Origin of the sequence: Seonamhaeicola sp. (genome assembly GCF_028281565.1) — a bacterium.
GTDB lineage: Bacteria > Bacteroidota > Bacteroidia > Flavobacteriales > Flavobacteriaceae > Seonamhaeicola.
On sequence record NZ_JANQJQ010000030.1, the window covers coordinates 112,278 to 131,081 of the forward strand.

Genomic DNA, 18,804 nt, shown 5'->3' on the forward strand with positions numbered 1-18,804 from the left:
ATTAAATCGGATAACTTTTCGATGTATGCATATTATAATGTCCTTTTTTATCAATATGAAGATTGATACGAACATCTAATTCGTGGTTAGGGTTATAAGCTCTTATTTTAAAAAATATTTTATCCGCTTTTGGACTTAAAAGGCTTTTCGGGTCCAACCTTAAGTCACTTATAATTAAATCGGCGTCCTTTATTTCTTCCACTAAACCTGAATAATTATTTAAGAAAGTGGAATCTATAGTAGCATCAAAAATTAATTTGTTCTCTGAGAACACTTGCAATTTAACAATACTTTTTCGGTAGTGGTATTTTTTTATTACCGTATCCGTGGCTACTTCTTTTATAATAGCGTGGTTCATGTCAACTGAAGAAGAGATTTTATATCTAAAACCTGTAGTCAGGATAGTGTCCGTTTCTGTAACTCTATTTTCCTCAGGAATGTATTTTACTATTACAATAGGTTCAATAGAGTCTTTGTATTTTGTAATGGATTCCCGTAATAAATCGTTTTTAGATTTCCTGCTATCACAGCTACAGAAAGCAATAGTCAATAGTAAAAATAAAAGCGGTAATTTATTTAATAAAGCCTTATACATCCAGATTGAAGGTTTTCTTTAGTAACTCAATATTAGGGTTTTTTTCTTTTAGTTTTTCAAATTTCTCAATGGGTGTGTAAGCGTATTGCTTTTCCATGACTTCATTAACAGTAATGGACAGATCAATATCAAAATTATTGAGAGCCTTTCTAACAAATGCTAATAAATCGTATTGATTTCGCTCTACTTCAACTTTATTAGTAGCATTGGGAAACTCCAAATACACTGTAGTGTCTTTAACTTTTGGTGTGTCAATGGATAAGATAGAAGCTAAATTGCGCTTTCCTGCTTTTTGCAGGTTTTGAATGTATGTATTCCAAACTTTAATAAGTTCACTTTCCGTAAATGGTTCTTTGGGCAGATCTTCTTCATCAATAATAACATTCATTTGTTTTATTTGATGTTCTTTTTTTGCTTTTAAACTACTCAAAGAAAGCCCGGAAGTACGTTTGGTTTCTTGTTTTAATATAATTTTTGGAGGTTCTTTGACCTGGAATGCCCCCACAGTACTGTTACTATAGGCTTTTTCGGTAACCAAAGCCTCTTTTTCTGTTTCTTCCGAAACGTCATTACTTTCCGCCTGTTTAGGAATAGCTACAGGAATAGGGGTGATGCCCTTATTTTTAAAATAAGAAGCCGGAATTATGTAATGTTTGCTATTTTTTTTTTCTCCATCAAAAGTGATAGAGGCAAGCTGCATAAGGCATAGTTCAACCAATAAGCGTTGGTTTTTGCTACTTTTATACTTGAGGTCACAGTCGTTTGCCAAGTCAATGCCCTTTATTAAAAACTCCCGGGAGACTTTTCTGGACTGTTCCAAATACTTTTCCTTAGTTTGATCACCAACTTCCAAAAGATCAATAGTGTTTTCGGTCTTGCTAACCAATAGATCTCTGAAATGAGAAGCTAAACCGGCAATGTAATGATGCCCGTCAAATCCTTTGGAAAGCGTGTCGTTAAAAAGTAATAAGAGCTCCGGTATTTTATTTTCAAGAATCAGATCAGTGCTCTTAAAATACGTTTCGTAATCCAGGACATTTAAATTCTCCGTTACGGCCTGCCTGGTAAGGTTTTTACCGGAAAAACTTACCACGCGATCAAAAATGGAAAGGGCGTCACGCATGGCACCATCTGCTTTTTGCGCTATGATATGTAAGGCATCGTCTTCAGCTTCAATACCTTGTTCTTCGGCAATATATTTTAAATATTCTTTGGCATCTTTGACGGTAATTCGTTTAAAGTCGAAAATCTGGCAACGCGATAAAATAGTTGGTATTATTTTATGCTTCTCTGTAGTAGCTAAAATAAAAATGCAATGCTTGGGAGGTTCTTCTAACGTTTTGAGAAAGGCATTAAAAGCGGCCTGAGACAACATATGTACCTCATCAATGATATACACTTTGTATTTACCTACTTGAGGAGGAATTCTAACCTGGTCGGTCAGGTTTCTGATATCATCAACCGAATTATTTGAAGCGGCATCTAATTCAAAAATATTAAAAGCGAAATCTTCTTCGGTTTCGGTACCGTCACTATTGATCATTTTAGCCAGTATCCGGGCGCAGGTAGTTTTTCCAACACCTCTCGGACCTGTAAAAAGTAATGCCTGTGCTAAATGATTATTTTCTATGGCATTTAAAAGGGTATTGGTAATAGCCTGTTGGCCCACAACATCCTTAAAGGATTGCGGTCTGTATTTTCGGGCCGATACTACAAAGTGTTCCATAGAAATTTACGTCAGTTTGTGTGATTTTCGATAGAAAATAGTACTTCGACTCTGCTTAGCAGTACTATCAAAAACAAGTCAAATTTCGTCTTAAAACTTTCTCGATATATCCCGAAACAAGTTCGGGACACTCGAAATGACAGTTTGATAATAACAAAGTTAAAAATTCGACTTAGATTTTTGAGTTTTCAACTTAGAATTTGGCAGGAGTTATTAACAGGTATTTGACATTGGATATACTTGATTTAAAAAAATCAATATCCCGGCGCAAGAAAATTTTAAAAATAGCATCTAAGTTATATATGAAAACTATTTTATTAGCAAGTGTATAACATAACTTAAAGTATTCATGAACAAAAAATCTATCCTACTAGCAATGGTATTATTTGTTTTTGCCCTAAATTCTTGCGAAAAAGACGATAAACCCCAAGTTGAATCAAGCAGTAATTTACCGGACATTTCCGGTTATCCAATTGTAAGTTCAAGCCAAACAAATTCTTATAACAATAATACCATCATAGCTTTGCCCACTTCAGGGCAGGATTTTTATGGTCAAAACTCCAATTATATTGGTACAAGTCACAATTATGTAGATAATGGCGATGGTACCATAACAGATATGGTAACAGGCTTAATGTGGACGCAAAGCCCAGATTGGAATAATGATGGCTTTATTAACTATAGTGATAAACAAACACTAGCTGATGCAGAAAGCGACGCCGAAACGAGCACCTTTGCCGGGTATGATGATTGGCGATTGCCCAGTATAAAGGAATTGTATTCTTTGGTAATGTTTCATGGTGCCGAACCTAGTCCAACAGCAACATCACAAGGCACTGCAGTACCATTTATCAATACCAATTATTTTGAATTCGGATATGGAGATCTGAGTGCGGGGGAGCGTCTTATCGATGCGCAATATGCAACAACCACCATTTACGTTAGTACAACCATGAATGGCGATAGAACCATGTTCGGATATAATTTTGCAGATGGTAGAATTAAAGGGTATCCAACAGATATTAATCCGGGAATGCAATCTAATGAAGCAAACCGGTTTTATGTGCTCTACGTTAGAGGGAATTCAGAATACGGCCAAAATGACTTTTTGGATAATGGTAATGAAACCATAACCGACAATGCAACTGGCTTGATGTGGACGCAAAACGATTCAGGAATGGCCATGCTTTGGAAAGATGCTCTGGCATATGCCGAGAATTATGAGTTCGCAGGTTATTCCGATTGGAGATTACCTGACCCAAAAGAATTACACAGTATAGTTGATTATAGCCGTTCACCAGCTACTACAAATACTGCTGCAATTGACCCCATTTTCAATGCCTCTCTAATAACAAATGAAGCAGGAGCTATTGATTATCCTTATTATTGGACAAACACTACGTTTTGCTCCCAATCTCACAGCCAGGGAAGTCAGGCTGTCTATTTTAGTTTTGGCAGATCTTTGGGATATATAAATGGAAACTGGATAGATGTACACGGAGCAGGAGCTCAACGCAGTGATCCAAAAACCGGAGATCCCACAAGTGCAACTTATTCACAAGGTTTTGGACCACAAAATGATGCCGTTCGTATCAGTAATTTTGTTCGATTAGTTAGAAATGTAGAATAAAGATAACGAACTGTACAGAATTAAGTTCAGGATAAATGGAACATCAAAAAAGCAATACAAATTAGAATTACTATCGTACCTTTGCACCTAAGTAGATTGCCTTATCACCACGCCTTAGGCGTGGAGGAAAGTCCGAACACCGTAGTGCAATATAGTGGTTAACGGCCACCGGTTGTGAGACCAGGAAAAGTGCAACAGAAAGTATGTACAGGTCATGCTGTAGTGAAATCAGGTAAACTCTATGTGGTGCAATGTCACGTAAACCAACGTTTGAGGGTAGCACGCCCGATGTTGGAGGGTAGGCAGCTAAAGTGTATTGGCAACAATGCATTCAGATAAATGATAAGGGCTCTTTTGAGTACAGAATTCGGCTTATATATCTGCTTAAAACATAATAAACCCTTCTTAGTTTTTAAGAAGGGTTTATAGTTAAAAATGGTTGGCTACGGGGTTATTCTTTTTTAGGAGCGTAAGATAAGTCACGTCTTATTTCTCCGGTCATATCTTCCACTTTTGAAGCGTAATCCATAACTTTCTTAAAGGTGTCATAGCGCTCAGGCCCTAACAATTCTTCATTTGCTTTTTGCTTGGTAGCCGAATCAATAGCGTCTTTACTGGACATGGCTACCATATAATAGCTGTCTACGTTGCCAAATCCGGTTCTGTACATTCTATAATAACTTTTTGAACCCTTAGTTGCAAACATTTCTTTTACAGCTTTCATACCTTCTCTTAGTTTCTTTTCATTTTTTGGTTTAAAATGAATAAAGAAGTAATCCCTGTAGTCCTGACCTTCTTGAGTTTGGGAAATCCCGTCAGGCATATAGGTTAATTCCTCATCCAGTAGGATTATATAGTCGCCATGTGAATCATAACACTGATCAAAACGATCAAACATGTCTCCAAATTTGTCACCCATGGCTTTGGCCATATCAGCAAAAGGACGTTTGTCTAAATCTGCAAAATTCTCAATGGGCGTCACATATAAATAGCGCATGTCATCCATGGTAGCACAAAGCCAGGAAGCTTGAAGATTGTGCTCTACGCAGGCTTCGTGAAATTCTTTGGCTACTTTTTCATAATCCCAAATTTTAGAAGGCTTTACATTGTCCTGATGTACTTGATACGCCTGTTGCCAGGCATGTAAATAAGTTATACTTAGCAATAAGGTTAGGGTTGCCAGTAAAGTTGTTTTAATTGTTTTCATAATCTTGGTTGTTTATTTGATTTAGTCACTTAATTTTATTCTAGTTTTCTGAGGTTTCGCTTTCTTCAGCAGCCTGAGCTGCAGCTATGGCTGCAAACTCTGCATTCATTGATGTGCCATCAAAATAGATGTGTTCTTCCACTATTTTTCCATTGACAAACTGTACAGCTAAATGCACCGGTATAGCTAATTCTTTATTTGTTGCAGCAAAGGTGCCTTTATGCGTAGCCCAGTAATACACCCAGGTCTCATCTTCTTTATCTAGCACCATTTCAATATATTCTTTCTCGTGGTCAAAACCATAAGAAGACATGGCACTGGTCATGCCTTTAAGTACTTCAGCTCTTTCTTCCAAACCAACAGGCTTTATAGAGTTTACATAGATTTTTGCGGTATCGACAAAATGAGATTTCCAGGCATCCCAGTCACCGGATTCATAAGCCTTTATTCCGGCTTTCAATGTTTCGGTTTCGGCAGATTCGGCAAAATAACGTTGGGGTTTGTTTTGGCAGGCTACAAACAGAGAGAGTGCAAGCCCGATTAAAAAAAGTTGTTTCATTTCATTTATGGTTTTAAGGTTGGTAATTCAATGTAACCATAAACATATATGCAGAAAAAGAATGCCTTTTCCGAAATTGAGAGAGAAGCACTAATAGAGCCCGGGACTCTTAGGGAGAACTCTAAGATACTGAAAAAAAGACAATTATTAAAAAGGAGTTATTAACTTTGAGTTAATTCAAAAAAACTAAACACACTGCCTCCGTAACTTTTTGAATAGTTAAAGTGAGGTGAATCTGATAAATCTGTGTGTTTGGAATGCTCAATAATCAACACCCCATTTTGCTGTAACAAGTCATTATTGAAAACTAATTCTAAAATAGTAGAAAATTGATCCAAAGTGAAGCTATACGGTGGGTCGGCGAAAATGATATCTGATTTAATTTGCGTTTTTTCCAGAAACTTAAAGACATCACTTTTAATGGTTTGGATGAGCATACCAAAGGCTTCAGCCGTTTTATTTATAAACTTTACACAGTGAAAGTTTTGATCCACTGAGACTATTTGTTCTGTTCCTCTGGAGGCAAATTCATAGCTAATGTTTCCGGTTCCGGCAAACAGATCTAAAACTGAAATATCCTCAAAATAATACAGGTTATTCAGGATGTTAAACAAAGATTCTTTGGCCATATCCGTCGTAGGCCGGACAGGAAGGTTTTTAGGCGCTGTTATCTTTCGTCTTTTGTATGTGCCTGATATAATACGCATTAAAAACTTTTAATTAAAGCGAAGTTTGAATACGTTGACTTGGGGGAATCCGAAAACCTGAATGCATCGTTTCTACTTCCAAAGTCTACATGTCTTACATACCTGTAAGCAATCTTATAAAACTCATCATCCTTGTCTATGTCACCAATAAAAACTAAGTTGAATACTTCCGGATTAAGATTTAATTGTTCTGCGGTATATAAAATATAGTAGATGAAATCTTCCTTTGTAGTATACTCAAAAGTATTGTAAAACAAGAGTTTTGCATTTTCTATAATAATCAGTTCAAAATGATCGGCACTTACGTTTACATATACTTTAGTAGTTTCTGCATTCTTTTCTAATTGAAGGATCGATTCAATTAGTACAGTAGATATATGTTTAAATGTGAAAGCTCCAAACTTGTCGATTAAATAATTGTTAATGTTTATATAGGGTACATAAACACAAACACTCTCACTAAGTAAGACCTCATCATGTGTGATATAATCAGATTTAAGGATCTTAGAGTTAAATTTTAAGTAATCTGCTAACGTATCCTCTTTGAATAATGGCCTGGGGACAAGCGTAGACAGTTCATTATCATGTATAACACAAACAATATCAAAATTATTTTGAAGCAGTGCTTCCGAATGGAATATCCCTTTTAGCTTATCTAAAAGCTCCAGGGGATTTAGCTTTCTTTCAAATTCAATCTGCTTTAAAGCAGTGATCGTATTTGTATCCTTTTGTAAAATACAAAAAGAAAGTCCATTCAAACTAAGTTGAATGGACAGTTGTTGATTAGTTAGTTTGTTTTCAGTATTACTATTCGTTATCGCCATATGTTTTTGGCCAGTTTCCAATAGTTTTAACTTCTTCCATGGATCCTACTTTTAAGGCGTTACCATTTACACCATCCACAGAAACCACCTGGTTTTCCTGAACCAGCAAGTCCCTGTTTTGGTCGTGTAAAATAACATTCTTTAATACAGACGCTTCAAAAACGGGAATATTAATACCATTTTGCTCTAAGAATCCGGCTTCCAATTTAAACGTTTCACCGGTTTTACCAACCGGAACGTTCATCATGGTTTTATACCTATCGGAGTTTTTAAATAAAGAATCCTTAACAGGCTCAAATCCTAAAGTGTCAATTATAACAATGTCCTTAAACATGTCTACTTGATAACGTTTTGTCATTTCTTCATCAAGAACACTGGAGTCTCTACGTTGTGTAATAGTGAACTCTGCCGTATCTATAAATTTAATTAAACCGTCAAAGTCCTTAGCAAACTTCCCTGTAACGGTTTTATGAGCTAATTGTGCATCTCTTATATCCTTTAAACTCTCAATGACTTGTGCATAACGCTTTTTCTTTAACTTATTAAACTGAATTGGTTCATAAATAGATTGGTAAGTCTCGTATCCAAAATACGCTATTAACGCCCAAAGAACTATGGTTAATATCGGTTTTGCTTTGGAAGGTAAAAGTTTATCTACTACTTTAACTAACACGAAAGCTAACACAATAGCACCAACTGCAATAAGAATAAATTTTAACATTGTTGTTTTTAATTAAAAAGTTATCAAAGGTCTTTCGCAAATCTACAATTTTTTTTTAATCGTTAAAACCTCCAGTGAATAAAAATCATTTCTATATTTGAATAATTTAATTTTTAATGACGTCTTCAGAATTTTATTCACTTATAAAACAGCAATTTCCGTTTCAACCCACATCTAAGCAAGAGGTTGTACTGCAACAGTTATCTGATTTTATTTTCAACAAAGCATCCAATGCATTATATGTTTTAAAAGGATATGCGGGTACCGGGAAAACTACTATTATAGGAACTATTGTAACCAATTTATGGAAGGCTAAAAAAAGTGCGGTTTTAATGGCTCCAACCGGAAGAGCAGCTAAAGTGATCTCTAATTACTCAAAAAAAGAAGCGTTCACTATTCATAAGAAGATTTATTTTCCTAAGAAGGAAAAGGGCGGAGGCGTTAAATTTGTCTTACAGCCAAACAAGCATAAAAACACCATTTTTATTGTAGATGAAGCTTCTATGATCCCGGATACTCCTGGAGAATCCAAACTTTTTGAAAACGGGTCTTTGTTAGACGATCTGATGCAATACGTGTATTCCGGCCATCAATGCAAATTGCTTTTAATAGGTGACACGGCCCAATTGCCACCTGTGAAATTGGATTTAAGCCCGGCGTTAAACGAAAATTCATTGCGTTTGAATTATAACAAAGATGTTAGTAAAATGGAGCTTGATGAAGTGGTAAGACAAGAATACGATTCCGGTATTTTAGCTAATGCCACTGTTTTAAGGGAAGCGTTATCTAATAGTATTCATGACTATTTTAAATTTGATTTGAACGGCTTTAAAGACATTGTCAGGCTTATTGATGGCCATGACATTATGGATGCGATCAATGGAGCCTACAGTGATTTGGGAAACGAAGAAACGGCCATCATAGTTAGAAGTAATAAACGGGCTAATCTTTATAACCAACAAATACGCAGTAGAATCCTTTTCAATGAGAACGAATTGACCGCTGGTGATTATTTAATGGTGGTTAAGAATAATTATTTTTGGATCAAACCGACCACCGAAGCCGGCTTTATTGCCAATGGCGATATTATTGAAGTTTTGGAGATCTTTAAGATTGAAGCATTATATGGTTTCAGATTTGCCACTGTAAAAATCAGAATGGTGGATTATCCCAGAATGCGACCGTTTGAAACCGTCTTGCTTTTAGATACGATACATGCTGAGACCCCTTCGTTATCTTATGAAGATTCAAATCGTTTATACCAGGAAGTGGCCAAAGATTTTGAAAATGAAAGCAGCAATTACCGAAGGTTTTTAAAGATTAAGGGCAGTAAACATTTTAATGCCCTGCAGGTTAAATTCTCATATGCCATAACCTGTCATAAATCCCAGGGAGGGCAATGGCATACCGTTTTTGTAGAACAACCTTATTTACCAAACGGCATAGATAAAGACTATTTACGTTGGCTTTATACAGCAGTTACAAGAGCCAAAGAAAAATTGTACCTTATTGGCTTTAAAGATGATTTTTTTGAAGATGTATAACCTATGACACCGGAAACCGTCATTAGTATTTGTTTGGGAATTGGGCTCTCTGCTTCCGTTGGCTTCAGAGTGTTTTTACCTTTATTTGCTTTGAGTTTAGCCGCTTATTTTGATATTTGGCAGCTCAATGCATCCTGGCAATGGGTAGGCAGTACATCCGCATTAATAACTTTAGGTGTAGCAACACTGGTTGAAATTTGCGCCTATTTTATTCCATATATAGATAATCTTTTAGATAGTATTGCGGTTCCGCTGGCAGGCATTGCAGGTACTGTAATCATGCTTTCAACCGTTGCTGATCTGGATCCGGTAACCACATGGTCTTTGGCTATAATTGCCGGTGGTGGTACTGCGGCTGCCATTGCCGGAACATCAAGCACCACCAGGCTGGCTTCCACGGCTACTACGGCAGGTATCGCAAATCCTGTGGTTTCTACAATCGAAACAGGGACTTCTTTGGTGATGTCCGTAGTATCTATTTTTATGCCAATTTTGGCAGTTGTATTGGTTTTTATACTATTTTTTATGATTCTCAAATTGTATAAAAAGCTTAGGAAATCCAAGAACTGAAACCCAAAATAGCCATTGTGTTTTTCCTTGGCAAAACCTGAATATCGTCTCAACGAACACAAAATTTTGTCCTAGCTCTACAAGTACTAGTTGAGTCCATGAAATTTTTTCATTTGGGTTTTTAAAAATTTCTAAATGAAAAAAATCATGTACTTTTGATACAGAATTGACTAATTGGTTTATGAAGATAATTTCAATGATTCCTGCACGTTATAGTGCCTCTCGCTTTCCCGGAAAACTAATGCAAGATCTTAATGGTAAGTCGGTGATTTTAAGAACTTACGAGGCAACTGTAGCAACTAATTTATTTGATGATGTCTTTGTGGTGACCGATAGTGATATTATTTACGATGAGATAGTGAATAATGGCGGCAAAGCCATCATGAGCATTAAAGAACATGATTGTGGCAGTGACAGAATAGCCGAAGCCGTCGAAAATATGGAGGTTGATGTTGTAATTAATGTCCAGGGAGACGAACCTTTCACAGATAAGGAATCGCTTTCAAAACTAATCAATGTGTTTAAGGAAGATGACACAAAGGCGGTTGATTTAGCATCATTAATGGTTCATATTACGGATGTTGATGAAATCAACAACCCCAATACGGTAAAGGTTATAATAGATAAGTTTGATTTTGCATTGTACTTTTCGCGAAGCCCAATCCCGTATCCTCGTGATAAAAGTGTGGCTGTAAAGTATTATAAGCATAAAGGTGTCTATGCCTTTAGAAAACAAGCTATTTTGGATTTCTATCATTTACCCATGCTGACCTTGGAAGCCTCGGAAAAGTTGGAGCAATTACGGTATTTGGAATATGGTAAAAGAATAAAAATGGTAGAAACTGATGTGCAGGGTATTGAAATTGACACCCCTGAAGACCTGGAACGTGCCAAAAAAGCTTGGCAATAACTAATGCTGAACCTGTTTCAGTAACGCTTAATAAAGTTTAGATCAATGAACGATTACAAAAACATAAAAGTTATTGGTTTTGATGCCGATGATACACTTTGGGTAAACGAAACCTATTTTAGGGAAGCGGAAGAGGCGTTTGGCAGATTGTTATCAGATTATGAGACGCCTAACAAAATAGATCAGGAGTTATTCAAAACGGAAATGGATAACCTGGAACTTTATGGCTATGGGGTAAAAGCATTTGTATTATCAATGGTACAATCGGCATTGGAACTTTCCAATTATAATGTGTCTCATAAAACTATTGAAAGTATATTAAACATTGGTAAAAACATGCTTAATAAACCTGTGGAGTTACTGGATGGGGTAGAAGAGGTTTTAAAAGCATTGTCAAAAAAATACAAATTGATTTTAGCTACCAAAGGCGATCTGCTAGACCAGGAACGAAAATTGGAAAAGTCCGGATTAACTGATTATTTCCACCATATAGAAGTGTTAAGCGATAAAAAAGAAGCTAATTACTCTAAATTATTAGGGCATTTGGATGTTGAGCCTTCAGAATTTTTAATGATAGGAAATTCGCTTAAATCTGATGTGTTGCCATTGGTCAATCTAAAAGCTAATGCCATTCACGTACCGTTTCATACAACCTGGGCACATGAACAGGTTAGTGAAAGTGAAACGAACGGAAAATCATATAAGACTATTGGTTCTTTAAGAGAGTTATTAAATATTTTAGATTAGTGAAGGTTATTGATATAAATTCCTGGAACAGAAAAGCACATTACGAGCATTTTTGCAGTTTAAAAGACCCGTATTTCGCCATTACAATACCTTTTGATGTAACTAAAGCCTATAATTTCTCTAAAAAAAATGGTGTCAGTTTTTTTGCAAAGTATTTACACAACTGTATGCAAGCCATCAATGCAGTGGAAAACCTAAAATATAGAATTGAGAACAATAATGTGGTTGAATACGAGGTTATTCATGCGTCGGCAACTATCATGAGAGAAGATAACACCTATGGGTTTTCGTTTATAGATTTTGATGAAGACCTGAATGTATTTATTAAAAATATAGAAGCAGAAAAGAAACGAATTCAAAATTCGGTTGATTTATTTCCTCCTAAAAACGGATTGGATTGCATTCATTGTTCGGCCATGCCCTGGTTACATTATACAGGACATAAAGAGCCGGTTTCAGGCGTGATGGATTCCGTTCCTAAACTGTCTTTTAGTAAAGCTGCTAAAATAGGAGATGAATTAAGTATGAATGTTTCTATCAGTGTGAACCATGCTTTGGTTGACGGATACCATATAGGATTATTTTCTAAGAAATTTCAACAATATTTAAACCGGTAAGATTTAAAATAGTATTATTTTTACACTTCGAAAAAGAAAACATAATACATGAGTTATAAAAACTTTCCCATGGTGCCAAGGGTTATTTTTGGCAGAGGTAGTTTCAATCAGTTAAGCGATATTTTAGCCCCAAAACGCTTGAGTATAAATGCTCCGTTTATATTTTTAGTAGATGATGTTTTTAAAGCTAATTCGTGGTTAACGCCAAGAATTCCAATATCTTATGACGATAAAATTATATATGTGTCAGCCGATGAAGAACCTAAAACAGAGCAGGTTGACGCTTTAGTAGAGGATATTATATTAAATGCCAAGGAAAGGCCATCTGGTATTATAGGCATTGGAGGCGGCACCTTGTTAGATTTGGCAAAGGCGGTTTCGATCATGCTGACCAATGATGGTCAAGCCAAAGACTATCAAGGTTGGGATTTAGTTAAAAATGCAGGGGTGTACCATGTAGGTATTCCAACAATTTCAGGTACCGGTGCTGAAGTCTCAAGAACTACAGTGCTTACAGGTCCTAGTAGAAAACTGGGGATAAATTCGGATTTCACACCCTTTGATCAGGTTATTTTAGATTCGGAACTCACAAAAAATGTTCCTAAAGACCAGTGGTTTTATACAGGAATGGATTGCTATATTCATTGCATTGAGTCGTTAAACGGAACCTATTTAAATGCGTTCAGTCAGAGTTATGGTGACATGGCACTATCCCTTTGCAAAGAAGTTTTCTTTGAAGGCAGGTTATCAAAAGCCCAATCACAGGAAAAGCTGATGATGGCCTCCTGGCACGGAGGCATGAGTATTGTTTACTCTCAGGTAGGTATTGCCCATGCTATGAGCTATGGCCTGTCGTATTTACTTGGTACTAAACATGGGATAGGTAATTGTATTGTTTTTGATCATTTAGAAGCGTTTTATCCGGAAGGGGTAAAGCTTTTTAAAGCCATGAAAGAAAAACACAATATTGTTTTACCTGCCGGCATTTGTGCCGATTTAAGTGACAAAGAGTTCGATATCATGATAGATGTTGCTTTAGACCTGGTCCCACTTTGGGAAAATGCATTGGGGAAAAACTGGGAAAAAATAATGACTCGAAAAAAACTAAAAGAGCTATACCAAAAAATGTAATATGCGATGGTTAGCCAAATTTATCTATTTTAAACTGCTTGGATGGAAAGTTACCGGTAACGTAAATTTATCTAAAGACGAGATCAAAAAGGCGGTCATTATTGCCGTTCCTCATACCAGTTGGCACGACTTTTACATTGGTGTCTTATTACGTGCCGTTTTAGGGGTTAGAACAAATTTTGTTGGTAAAAAAAGTTTATTCAGGTTTCCTTATGGATGGTTCTTTAGGGCTTTGGGAGGTGCCCCGGTAAACAGATTTTCAAATGAAAATAAGGTAAAGGCTATTGCAAAAATATTTAACGAACGAGAAGAATTCAGAATGGCTATGGCTCCTGAAGGCACAAGAAGAAAGGTAAAAAACTGGAGAACAGGGTTTTATTATATCGCCAAAGAAGCGAAAGTACCTATTATTATGTTCACACTGGATTTTGAAAACAAACAAAATAAGATCTCAGAGCCGTTTTACCCTACGGATGATGTGAAAACCGATTTTGAATTTATGCGTAATTTTTACAAAGGTGTCAAAGGAAGAATTCCCGAATATTCTTAAAATATTTTCCTTCCGTGTAAAGAATGGCACAGAAATTGAATATATAATTAGTGTACTAGTACATGAAACATAAAGTAAACAAGTTTTGTCACTAAAAAGAAACATCGACTAATACACTAAAAGCAAAAAAGCTATTTCAATGAAATAGCTTTTTTTTATGCTGTTATATTATGGCTGCTTTATTTTATTTCCGTTAAAGCATTGTCTATCAAAGTTCTTAAATGTTGCTTATGTGCCCTGGAGGCTGTATTGCCGGACGGGCCAGCCATGGTTCTGATGCGCTTTAAATTATACAAGGCCATAGATTTTGAATTATAGGTAAACCTGTCTTTTTGTTTACCGGTTAGCATACCAATTAGCCTGTTGGTATACTCAAGCTGTAAATTTTGTCTGAACGAATTAACATTACCATAAATATCCGTATTAAAAACAGCAGCATTTAGATCACTCATGAACTGGGATAGTTTATATTGGTTTCCATAAAGTTCAGAATCAGTAATACGTTGTAAAGTATTTGGATGCAGCAAGTGACTTAAAACATTCTTTTGATAGGATAACACCTGGTTATGGATTTTTGGATCTTCAGGCTCTCTGCCAAAATCAAAACCACGTCTTTGCATGGCTAAATAATTATACAGCTCTTTTGGCGCGTTAAAGGCATTGGGGGCAAACACATAATCCTTCAAGGCTTTCATGGCTCGCTTTTGATCACTCAAACTAACCGGAGTGTAAGGTTGTGTGCCACCTTTTTGTCCCGCCATAGCCCTGTCTACGTATACACCGCCTATATACCTGGAGATTATGTTAGCTGCACCACCTCTTTGACTACTCAATAGGCCATAAATACGTCTTAATTCTTCATAAGATTTACCGTCTTCAATAAATTTTTCTTTAGCTGTTTTCATCAAATTATTGGCCAGTTCAATTCGGTCAACAGCATATTGTATTGCATCACTTGACTGGTCGTGTACCATGACTCTTGGGTCTATGGCTTTACCGGGAGAACGCATATCATCAGCATCATTTCCAAAGATCAATTCAGGTTCTGTAGATCTGTTCAATAGGGTTTCTTTTTCGTCATCAGACTTAAATGGCGTGTATCCAAACTGAATGGCCCAAACATCATAAGGCCCAACAGCTACATCGTCATATTGCCCTTGTTTACTTCTGTCTTTGGTAATATTTAAAGTGGCATAATCCATAACCGATCCGGTAAGACATTTTCCTTCAATAAATTCAGGATTGGCAAGTTCTTCAGGTGAAAACAACTGACTGGCTTTCATATTGTGGTTTAAACCTAGTGTATGCCCAATTTCATGCATGATTAAAGCGGTCATGGATTCTTTTTTAATACGCTTCATTTCAAGGTCTGAAGCACCTGTTGCGAAAGCTACTGCACTTGCGAACATCATGTCCTGATGTACCGCGTTTCCAAAAGAACAGAAGTTATGAGCATGATCCTCATGCGCCTTTCCATTTTCAAAAGGCTCCTGAACATCGGCCAGATTATAAACTTTATCATATAGAACTCTGTTAGTGAAGTGAACGTATTCCAACATGATATCGGCCCCTAAGATCTGTCCCGTCCTTGGGTTCACAAAACTAGGACCATAGCCACCAAATGGCGGTTGAGGCGAGGAGGTCCAGCGTAACACATTATAACGAATATCACCTGCATCCCAATTGGCATCATCCGGTTGTTGCTTAACCACCATGGCATTTTTAAAACCGGCTTTTTCAAACGCCTTGTTCCATTGTAAAACACCGGCTTTTATGGTTTCTCTCCATTCATGAGGAGTAGAGTTTTCCATCCACCAGATTATGGGTTCAACAGGTTCTGAAATAGCAGCATCAGGGTCTTTCTTTTTTAAGTTCCAACGGTGCACTAAATCTCTGTAAGGTGTTGATGATGTAGACGTCTGATCATCTACCTGAGTGGTAAAAAAACCAACTCTCGGGTCGTCATACCTCGGCTCATAATCGTTATCCGGCATAGCTATTAAACTGTGAAACACCTTAATACTGACGTTTCTGGCATCAGCCAAAGCATTAGAGCCACGACTTAAAACAGAAGGGTTTGAAAATACATATTCAATTTTTAGATTGGTGTTTTCCGGGTAGTTCTTTATACTGTTAATTTTTGTTTTATTTTTATCCAAACCACCAAGTTTGAAGGACGTGGGAGAACTTCCGGGCCTTGAAGGCGGCTTAATTCTGGAAAATGTTTCCTTTAAGAACAAATCGTTGGCTTTGATAAGGTACAATCCTTTCTTGGCATCATGAGCTTCAACTTTTATACTGGCCATATTCCCCTGACTTATGTTAGCATTTTCAGATTTTGAAATAGGGTTGTCCGGATCGTAATAAAACGACGTATTTTGTGTTACAAACTCAATTTTATCAAAGTATCTTTCAATCTTAAAGATTTTAGAGCCCCGGTAAGAGCCCCGGTTTGTTCTTCCTGCATCCATAACGCCGTCAGCTATCTGACTAAAATGAATGTACTCTTTACCAATCTGATCTTCCGAAATAAGCATTTGAAGTGAGCCGTTTACAGTATCCTGATAAATGGTAAAAAGGCCCTCTAGTTTTTTACTTGTTTTTACAAGATCTGCTATGGTTTTTTCCTTAGGAGTTTTTGGTTTTGGAGCTACAGCAGTCAGGTCATCTTTCTTCTTTTTATTTTTTCTTTGTGCGGTCATGTTTTGAGGCGCAAAGAAAACCACCAGCATTAAAGCAGATAAAATGAATTTAACTGATTTTTTTAATGTGAGATTCATAAGATTTAAGTTAATTTTAAATAAGAATTAATCATTTTTTTAAAAAATGATAGCTAAATTAAATAAACCTTATTAAAATTGTTACAATAAAATGTTAAAGTGCAGTTTTTTATAACTCCAAACTATAGTTTTCCTAAAATTTTATCCATGACCCAATTAGTATGCAGGGCAGATGCTCCGGTAGAAGGGTGTGTATAGTTTTTATAAATGAGCTCATCCCGCATACCTTCAACATGATACTGTTGAATATGCTTGGGGTTTTCAATCAGGATAGATTCATTTTTAGTTTCAGTATTAAGCATTAGAGGTTTATCATGAAAAACAGCAAATTCAATATGTCCTTTATTACCGTAAATAGTTACCTCATCTAAATGGTTATCCGATCCAAAATTCCAGGTACCGGAACCGGTGATGCCGTTTTCATGGATCCAACTGGCGGTTACGGCATCCATAGCGCTGTACAAACCTTGTTGGTTGATGCAAAACCCTTTAGCATCTTTAATATCGCCTAATAAATAAGAAAACAGATCCAATCCGTGGCTTGCCAGATCATCAAAATAGCCTCCCGGAGCTACATGGGCATCAGTTCTCCAATTGTAAGCTTTTGATTTGTCTAAATCACTGGCGGGTTTACTCAGATGCCAACTGATGTGTCGAACCGCTCCAATAAGGCCATCGTCCAACCAGGTTTTGACCTTTTTAAAGCGTGTTAAAGAGCGCCTGTAATATGCTACAAATAGCGGAAGCTCTTTTTCTTTAAACGTTTTATAGATTGCTAAGCTATCGTCATACGAAGAGGTCATTGGTTTTTCAATACAACAAATTTTTCCGGCTTCTGCCACTTTTAAAGCGTAGTATTTATGGCTGTCCGGAGGGGTGGTAATATATATGGCATCTACTTCAGGATCATTGATTAATGCATCTGCATCCGTGTAGTGTTTTTTAATCTGGTGGCGTTCTGCATAGTTTCTGACTTTAGCTTCATCACGTCTCATGACAGCCACTAATTCAAAACCTTCAGTTAGTTTGTATGCCGGCCCACTTTTTACTTCGGTAACATTACCACATCCGATAATGCCCCATTTAATTGTTTTATTTGTTTTAGAGGCGTTGGACATTTCTGAAAGATTAAATTAAAGAGGATTGCTATTCGGTAAGTTCTTGCATGGTATGATATACATTCTGTACATCATCATCTTCCTCAAGCTTCTCTAAAAGCTTTTCAACATCGGCAGCTTGCTCAGGGTTTAGTTGTTTGGTAACCTGAGGAATACGTTCAAAGCCTGATGACAAAATTTCAACGTCCCTGGATTCTAATTCGGCCTGAATAGCTCCAAAGCTTTCAAACGGCGCATAAATTAAAATACCGTCATCATCAACAAAAACTTCTTCAGCGCCGTAATCTATAAATTCAAGTTCGATTTCTTCCGGATCCAATCCTTCACCATTGATTCTAAAGTTACAAGTATGATCAAACATAAAGACCACAGAACCGGAAGTGCCTAAACTACCATCACATTTATTAAAATAACTACGCACATTGGCCACAGTACGTGTATTATTATCGGTAGCCGTTTCAACTAAAATGGCAATGCCGTGAGGTGCATAGCCTTCAAAAATAACTTCTTTATAATCCCCCTGACTTTTATCAGAAGCACGTTTTATGGCACGCTCAATATTGTCCTTAGGCATATTTACGGACTTGGCGTTCTGTATAACCGCTCTTAAACGGGAATTGCTATCCGGATCGGGACCACCTTCTTTTACAGCCATTACAATATCTTTACCAATACGTGTAAAGGCTTTACTCATGGCCGACCAACGTTTCATTTTTCTTGCTTTTCTAAACTCAAAAGCTCTTCCCATAATTTATAAAGTTATTTGTTGTTATTTGAAAATATAAACGCAAAAATATAAAAAGTAAGCAGATATGAAAGTTCCTGAAAAAGTTACAGGTATAACTTTCAATAACCACCATTTAATAGT

The 18,804-nt window shown here is 36.6% G+C and carries 18 protein-coding genes and 1 other RNA gene; 9 read left to right on the forward strand and 10 right to left on the reverse strand.

Annotation, left to right across the window (positions count from 1 at the left end; all coding sequences use genetic code 11):
• Nucleotide 1: 1 nt before the first annotated feature.
• Together Q0983_RS13735 and dnaX are read right to left on the reverse strand one after the other, a co-directional pair.
• Nucleotides 2–595, reverse strand: coding sequence for a hypothetical protein (locus Q0983_RS13735; RefSeq protein WP_299554331.1), 594 nt, complete (start codon nt 593–595; stop codon nt 2–4).
• Entirely contained in the window at nt 588–2,321 is a 1,734-nt protein-coding gene (gene dnaX, locus Q0983_RS13740) for a DNA polymerase III subunit gamma/tau (protein ID WP_299554334.1), read from the reverse strand. The genes Q0983_RS13735 and dnaX overlap by 8 nt, the downstream gene beginning before the upstream one ends.
• 349 nt (nt 2,322–2,670) lie before the next feature.
• Here dnaX and Q0983_RS13745 point away from each other — a divergent pair, with 349 nt between their 5' ends.
• Nucleotides 2,671–3,951, forward strand: coding sequence for a DUF1566 domain-containing protein (locus tag Q0983_RS13745; RefSeq protein ID WP_299554336.1), 1,281 nt, complete (start codon nt 2,671–2,673; stop codon nt 3,949–3,951).
• 88 nt (nt 3,952–4,039) lie between these two features.
• Nucleotides 4,040–4,342: RNase P RNA component class A (gene rnpB / locus Q0983_RS13750), an RNA gene on the forward strand.
• Nucleotides 4,343–4,402: 60 nt separating this feature from the next.
• Here the strand turns inward: rnpB and Q0983_RS13755 are convergent.
• From Q0983_RS13755 to Q0983_RS13775, 5 genes are all read right to left on the reverse strand, one after another.
• Entirely contained in the window at nt 4,403–5,158 is a 756-nt protein-coding gene (locus tag Q0983_RS13755) for a hypothetical protein (RefSeq protein ID WP_299554339.1), read from the reverse strand.
• A 40-nt stretch (nt 5,159–5,198) separates the two neighbouring features.
• A complete protein-coding gene (locus Q0983_RS13760) occupies nt 5,199–5,717 on the reverse strand; it encodes a nuclear transport factor 2 family protein (RefSeq protein ID WP_299554342.1) in 519 nt (172 codons plus the stop codon).
• A 161-nt stretch (nt 5,718–5,878) separates the two neighbouring features.
• Nucleotides 5,879–6,424, reverse strand: a complete 546-nt coding sequence (gene rsmD / locus Q0983_RS13765) for a 16S rRNA (guanine(966)-N(2))-methyltransferase RsmD (RefSeq protein ID WP_299554344.1) — start codon at nt 6,422–6,424, stop codon at nt 5,879–5,881.
• Nucleotides 6,424–7,248 carry a DUF3822 family protein gene (locus Q0983_RS13770; protein ID WP_299554347.1) on the reverse strand — a complete coding sequence of 275 codons (825 nt, stop codon included), beginning with the start codon at nt 7,246–7,248 and terminating at the stop codon, nt 6,424–6,426. The genes rsmD and Q0983_RS13770 overlap by 1 nt, the downstream gene beginning before the upstream one ends.
• Nucleotides 7,232–7,969, reverse strand: a complete 738-nt coding sequence (locus Q0983_RS13775) for a hypothetical protein (protein WP_299554350.1) — start codon at nt 7,967–7,969, stop codon at nt 7,232–7,234. The genes Q0983_RS13770 and Q0983_RS13775 overlap by 17 nt, the downstream gene beginning before the upstream one ends.
• Nucleotides 7,970–8,085: 116 nt before the next feature.
• Here Q0983_RS13775 and Q0983_RS13780 point away from each other — a divergent pair, with 116 nt between their 5' ends.
• From Q0983_RS13780 to Q0983_RS13810, 7 genes are all read left to right on the forward strand, one after another.
• Entirely contained in the window at nt 8,086–9,513 is a 1,428-nt protein-coding gene (locus Q0983_RS13780; RefSeq protein WP_299554353.1) for an AAA family ATPase, read from the forward strand.
• 3 nt (nt 9,514–9,516) lie between these two features.
• The gene (locus Q0983_RS13785; protein ID WP_299554356.1) at nt 9,517–10,083 is read left to right on the forward strand and encodes a DUF4126 domain-containing protein; all 567 of its coding nucleotides are present in this window, start codon (nt 9,517–9,519) and stop codon (nt 10,081–10,083) included.
• A 181-nt stretch (nt 10,084–10,264) separates the two neighbouring features.
• Complete coding sequence (gene kdsB / locus Q0983_RS13790; protein WP_299554358.1) at nt 10,265–10,993, forward strand: 3-deoxy-manno-octulosonate cytidylyltransferase; 729 nt, start codon at nt 10,265–10,267, stop codon at nt 10,991–10,993.
• Between the two features lie 45 nt (nt 10,994–11,038).
• Nucleotides 11,039–11,740: an HAD family hydrolase gene (locus tag Q0983_RS13795; RefSeq protein WP_299554360.1), complete on the forward strand. Its 702-nt coding sequence runs from the start codon at nt 11,039–11,041 to the stop codon at nt 11,738–11,740.
• Entirely contained in the window at nt 11,740–12,357 is a 618-nt protein-coding gene (locus Q0983_RS13800; protein WP_299554361.1) for a CatA-like O-acetyltransferase, read from the forward strand. Before Q0983_RS13795 ends, Q0983_RS13800 begins: the two co-directional genes overlap by 1 nt.
• A gap of 48 nt (nt 12,358–12,405) precedes the next feature.
• Nucleotides 12,406–13,488, forward strand: coding sequence for an iron-containing alcohol dehydrogenase family protein (locus Q0983_RS13805; RefSeq protein WP_299554362.1), 1,083 nt, complete (start codon nt 12,406–12,408; stop codon nt 13,486–13,488).
• Nucleotide 13,489: 1 nt separating this feature from the next.
• The gene (locus Q0983_RS13810; protein ID WP_299554364.1) at nt 13,490–14,038 is read left to right on the forward strand and encodes a 1-acyl-sn-glycerol-3-phosphate acyltransferase; all 549 of its coding nucleotides are present in this window, start codon (nt 13,490–13,492) and stop codon (nt 14,036–14,038) included.
• Nucleotides 14,039–14,217: 179 nt separating this feature from the next.
• Here Q0983_RS13810 and Q0983_RS13815 read toward each other — a convergent pair whose 3' ends face one another.
• The 3 genes from Q0983_RS13815 to Q0983_RS13825 all read right to left on the reverse strand — a co-directional run bounded on the left by Q0983_RS13815 (nt 14,218) and on the right by Q0983_RS13825 (nt 18,684).
• Nucleotides 14,218–16,818, reverse strand: a complete 2,601-nt coding sequence (locus Q0983_RS13815; RefSeq protein ID WP_299554366.1) for a zinc-dependent metalloprotease — start codon at nt 16,816–16,818, stop codon at nt 14,218–14,220.
• 122 nt (nt 16,819–16,940) lie between these two features.
• On the reverse strand, nt 16,941–17,936 hold the full coding sequence (locus Q0983_RS13820; protein ID WP_299554369.1) for a Gfo/Idh/MocA family oxidoreductase: 996 nt from the start codon (nt 17,934–17,936) through the stop codon (nt 16,941–16,943).
• A 28-nt stretch (nt 17,937–17,964) separates the two neighbouring features.
• Nucleotides 17,965–18,684, reverse strand: a complete 720-nt coding sequence (locus Q0983_RS13825; protein ID WP_299554372.1) for a YebC/PmpR family DNA-binding transcriptional regulator — start codon at nt 18,682–18,684, stop codon at nt 17,965–17,967.
• Nucleotides 18,685–18,804: the final 120 nt, after the last annotated feature.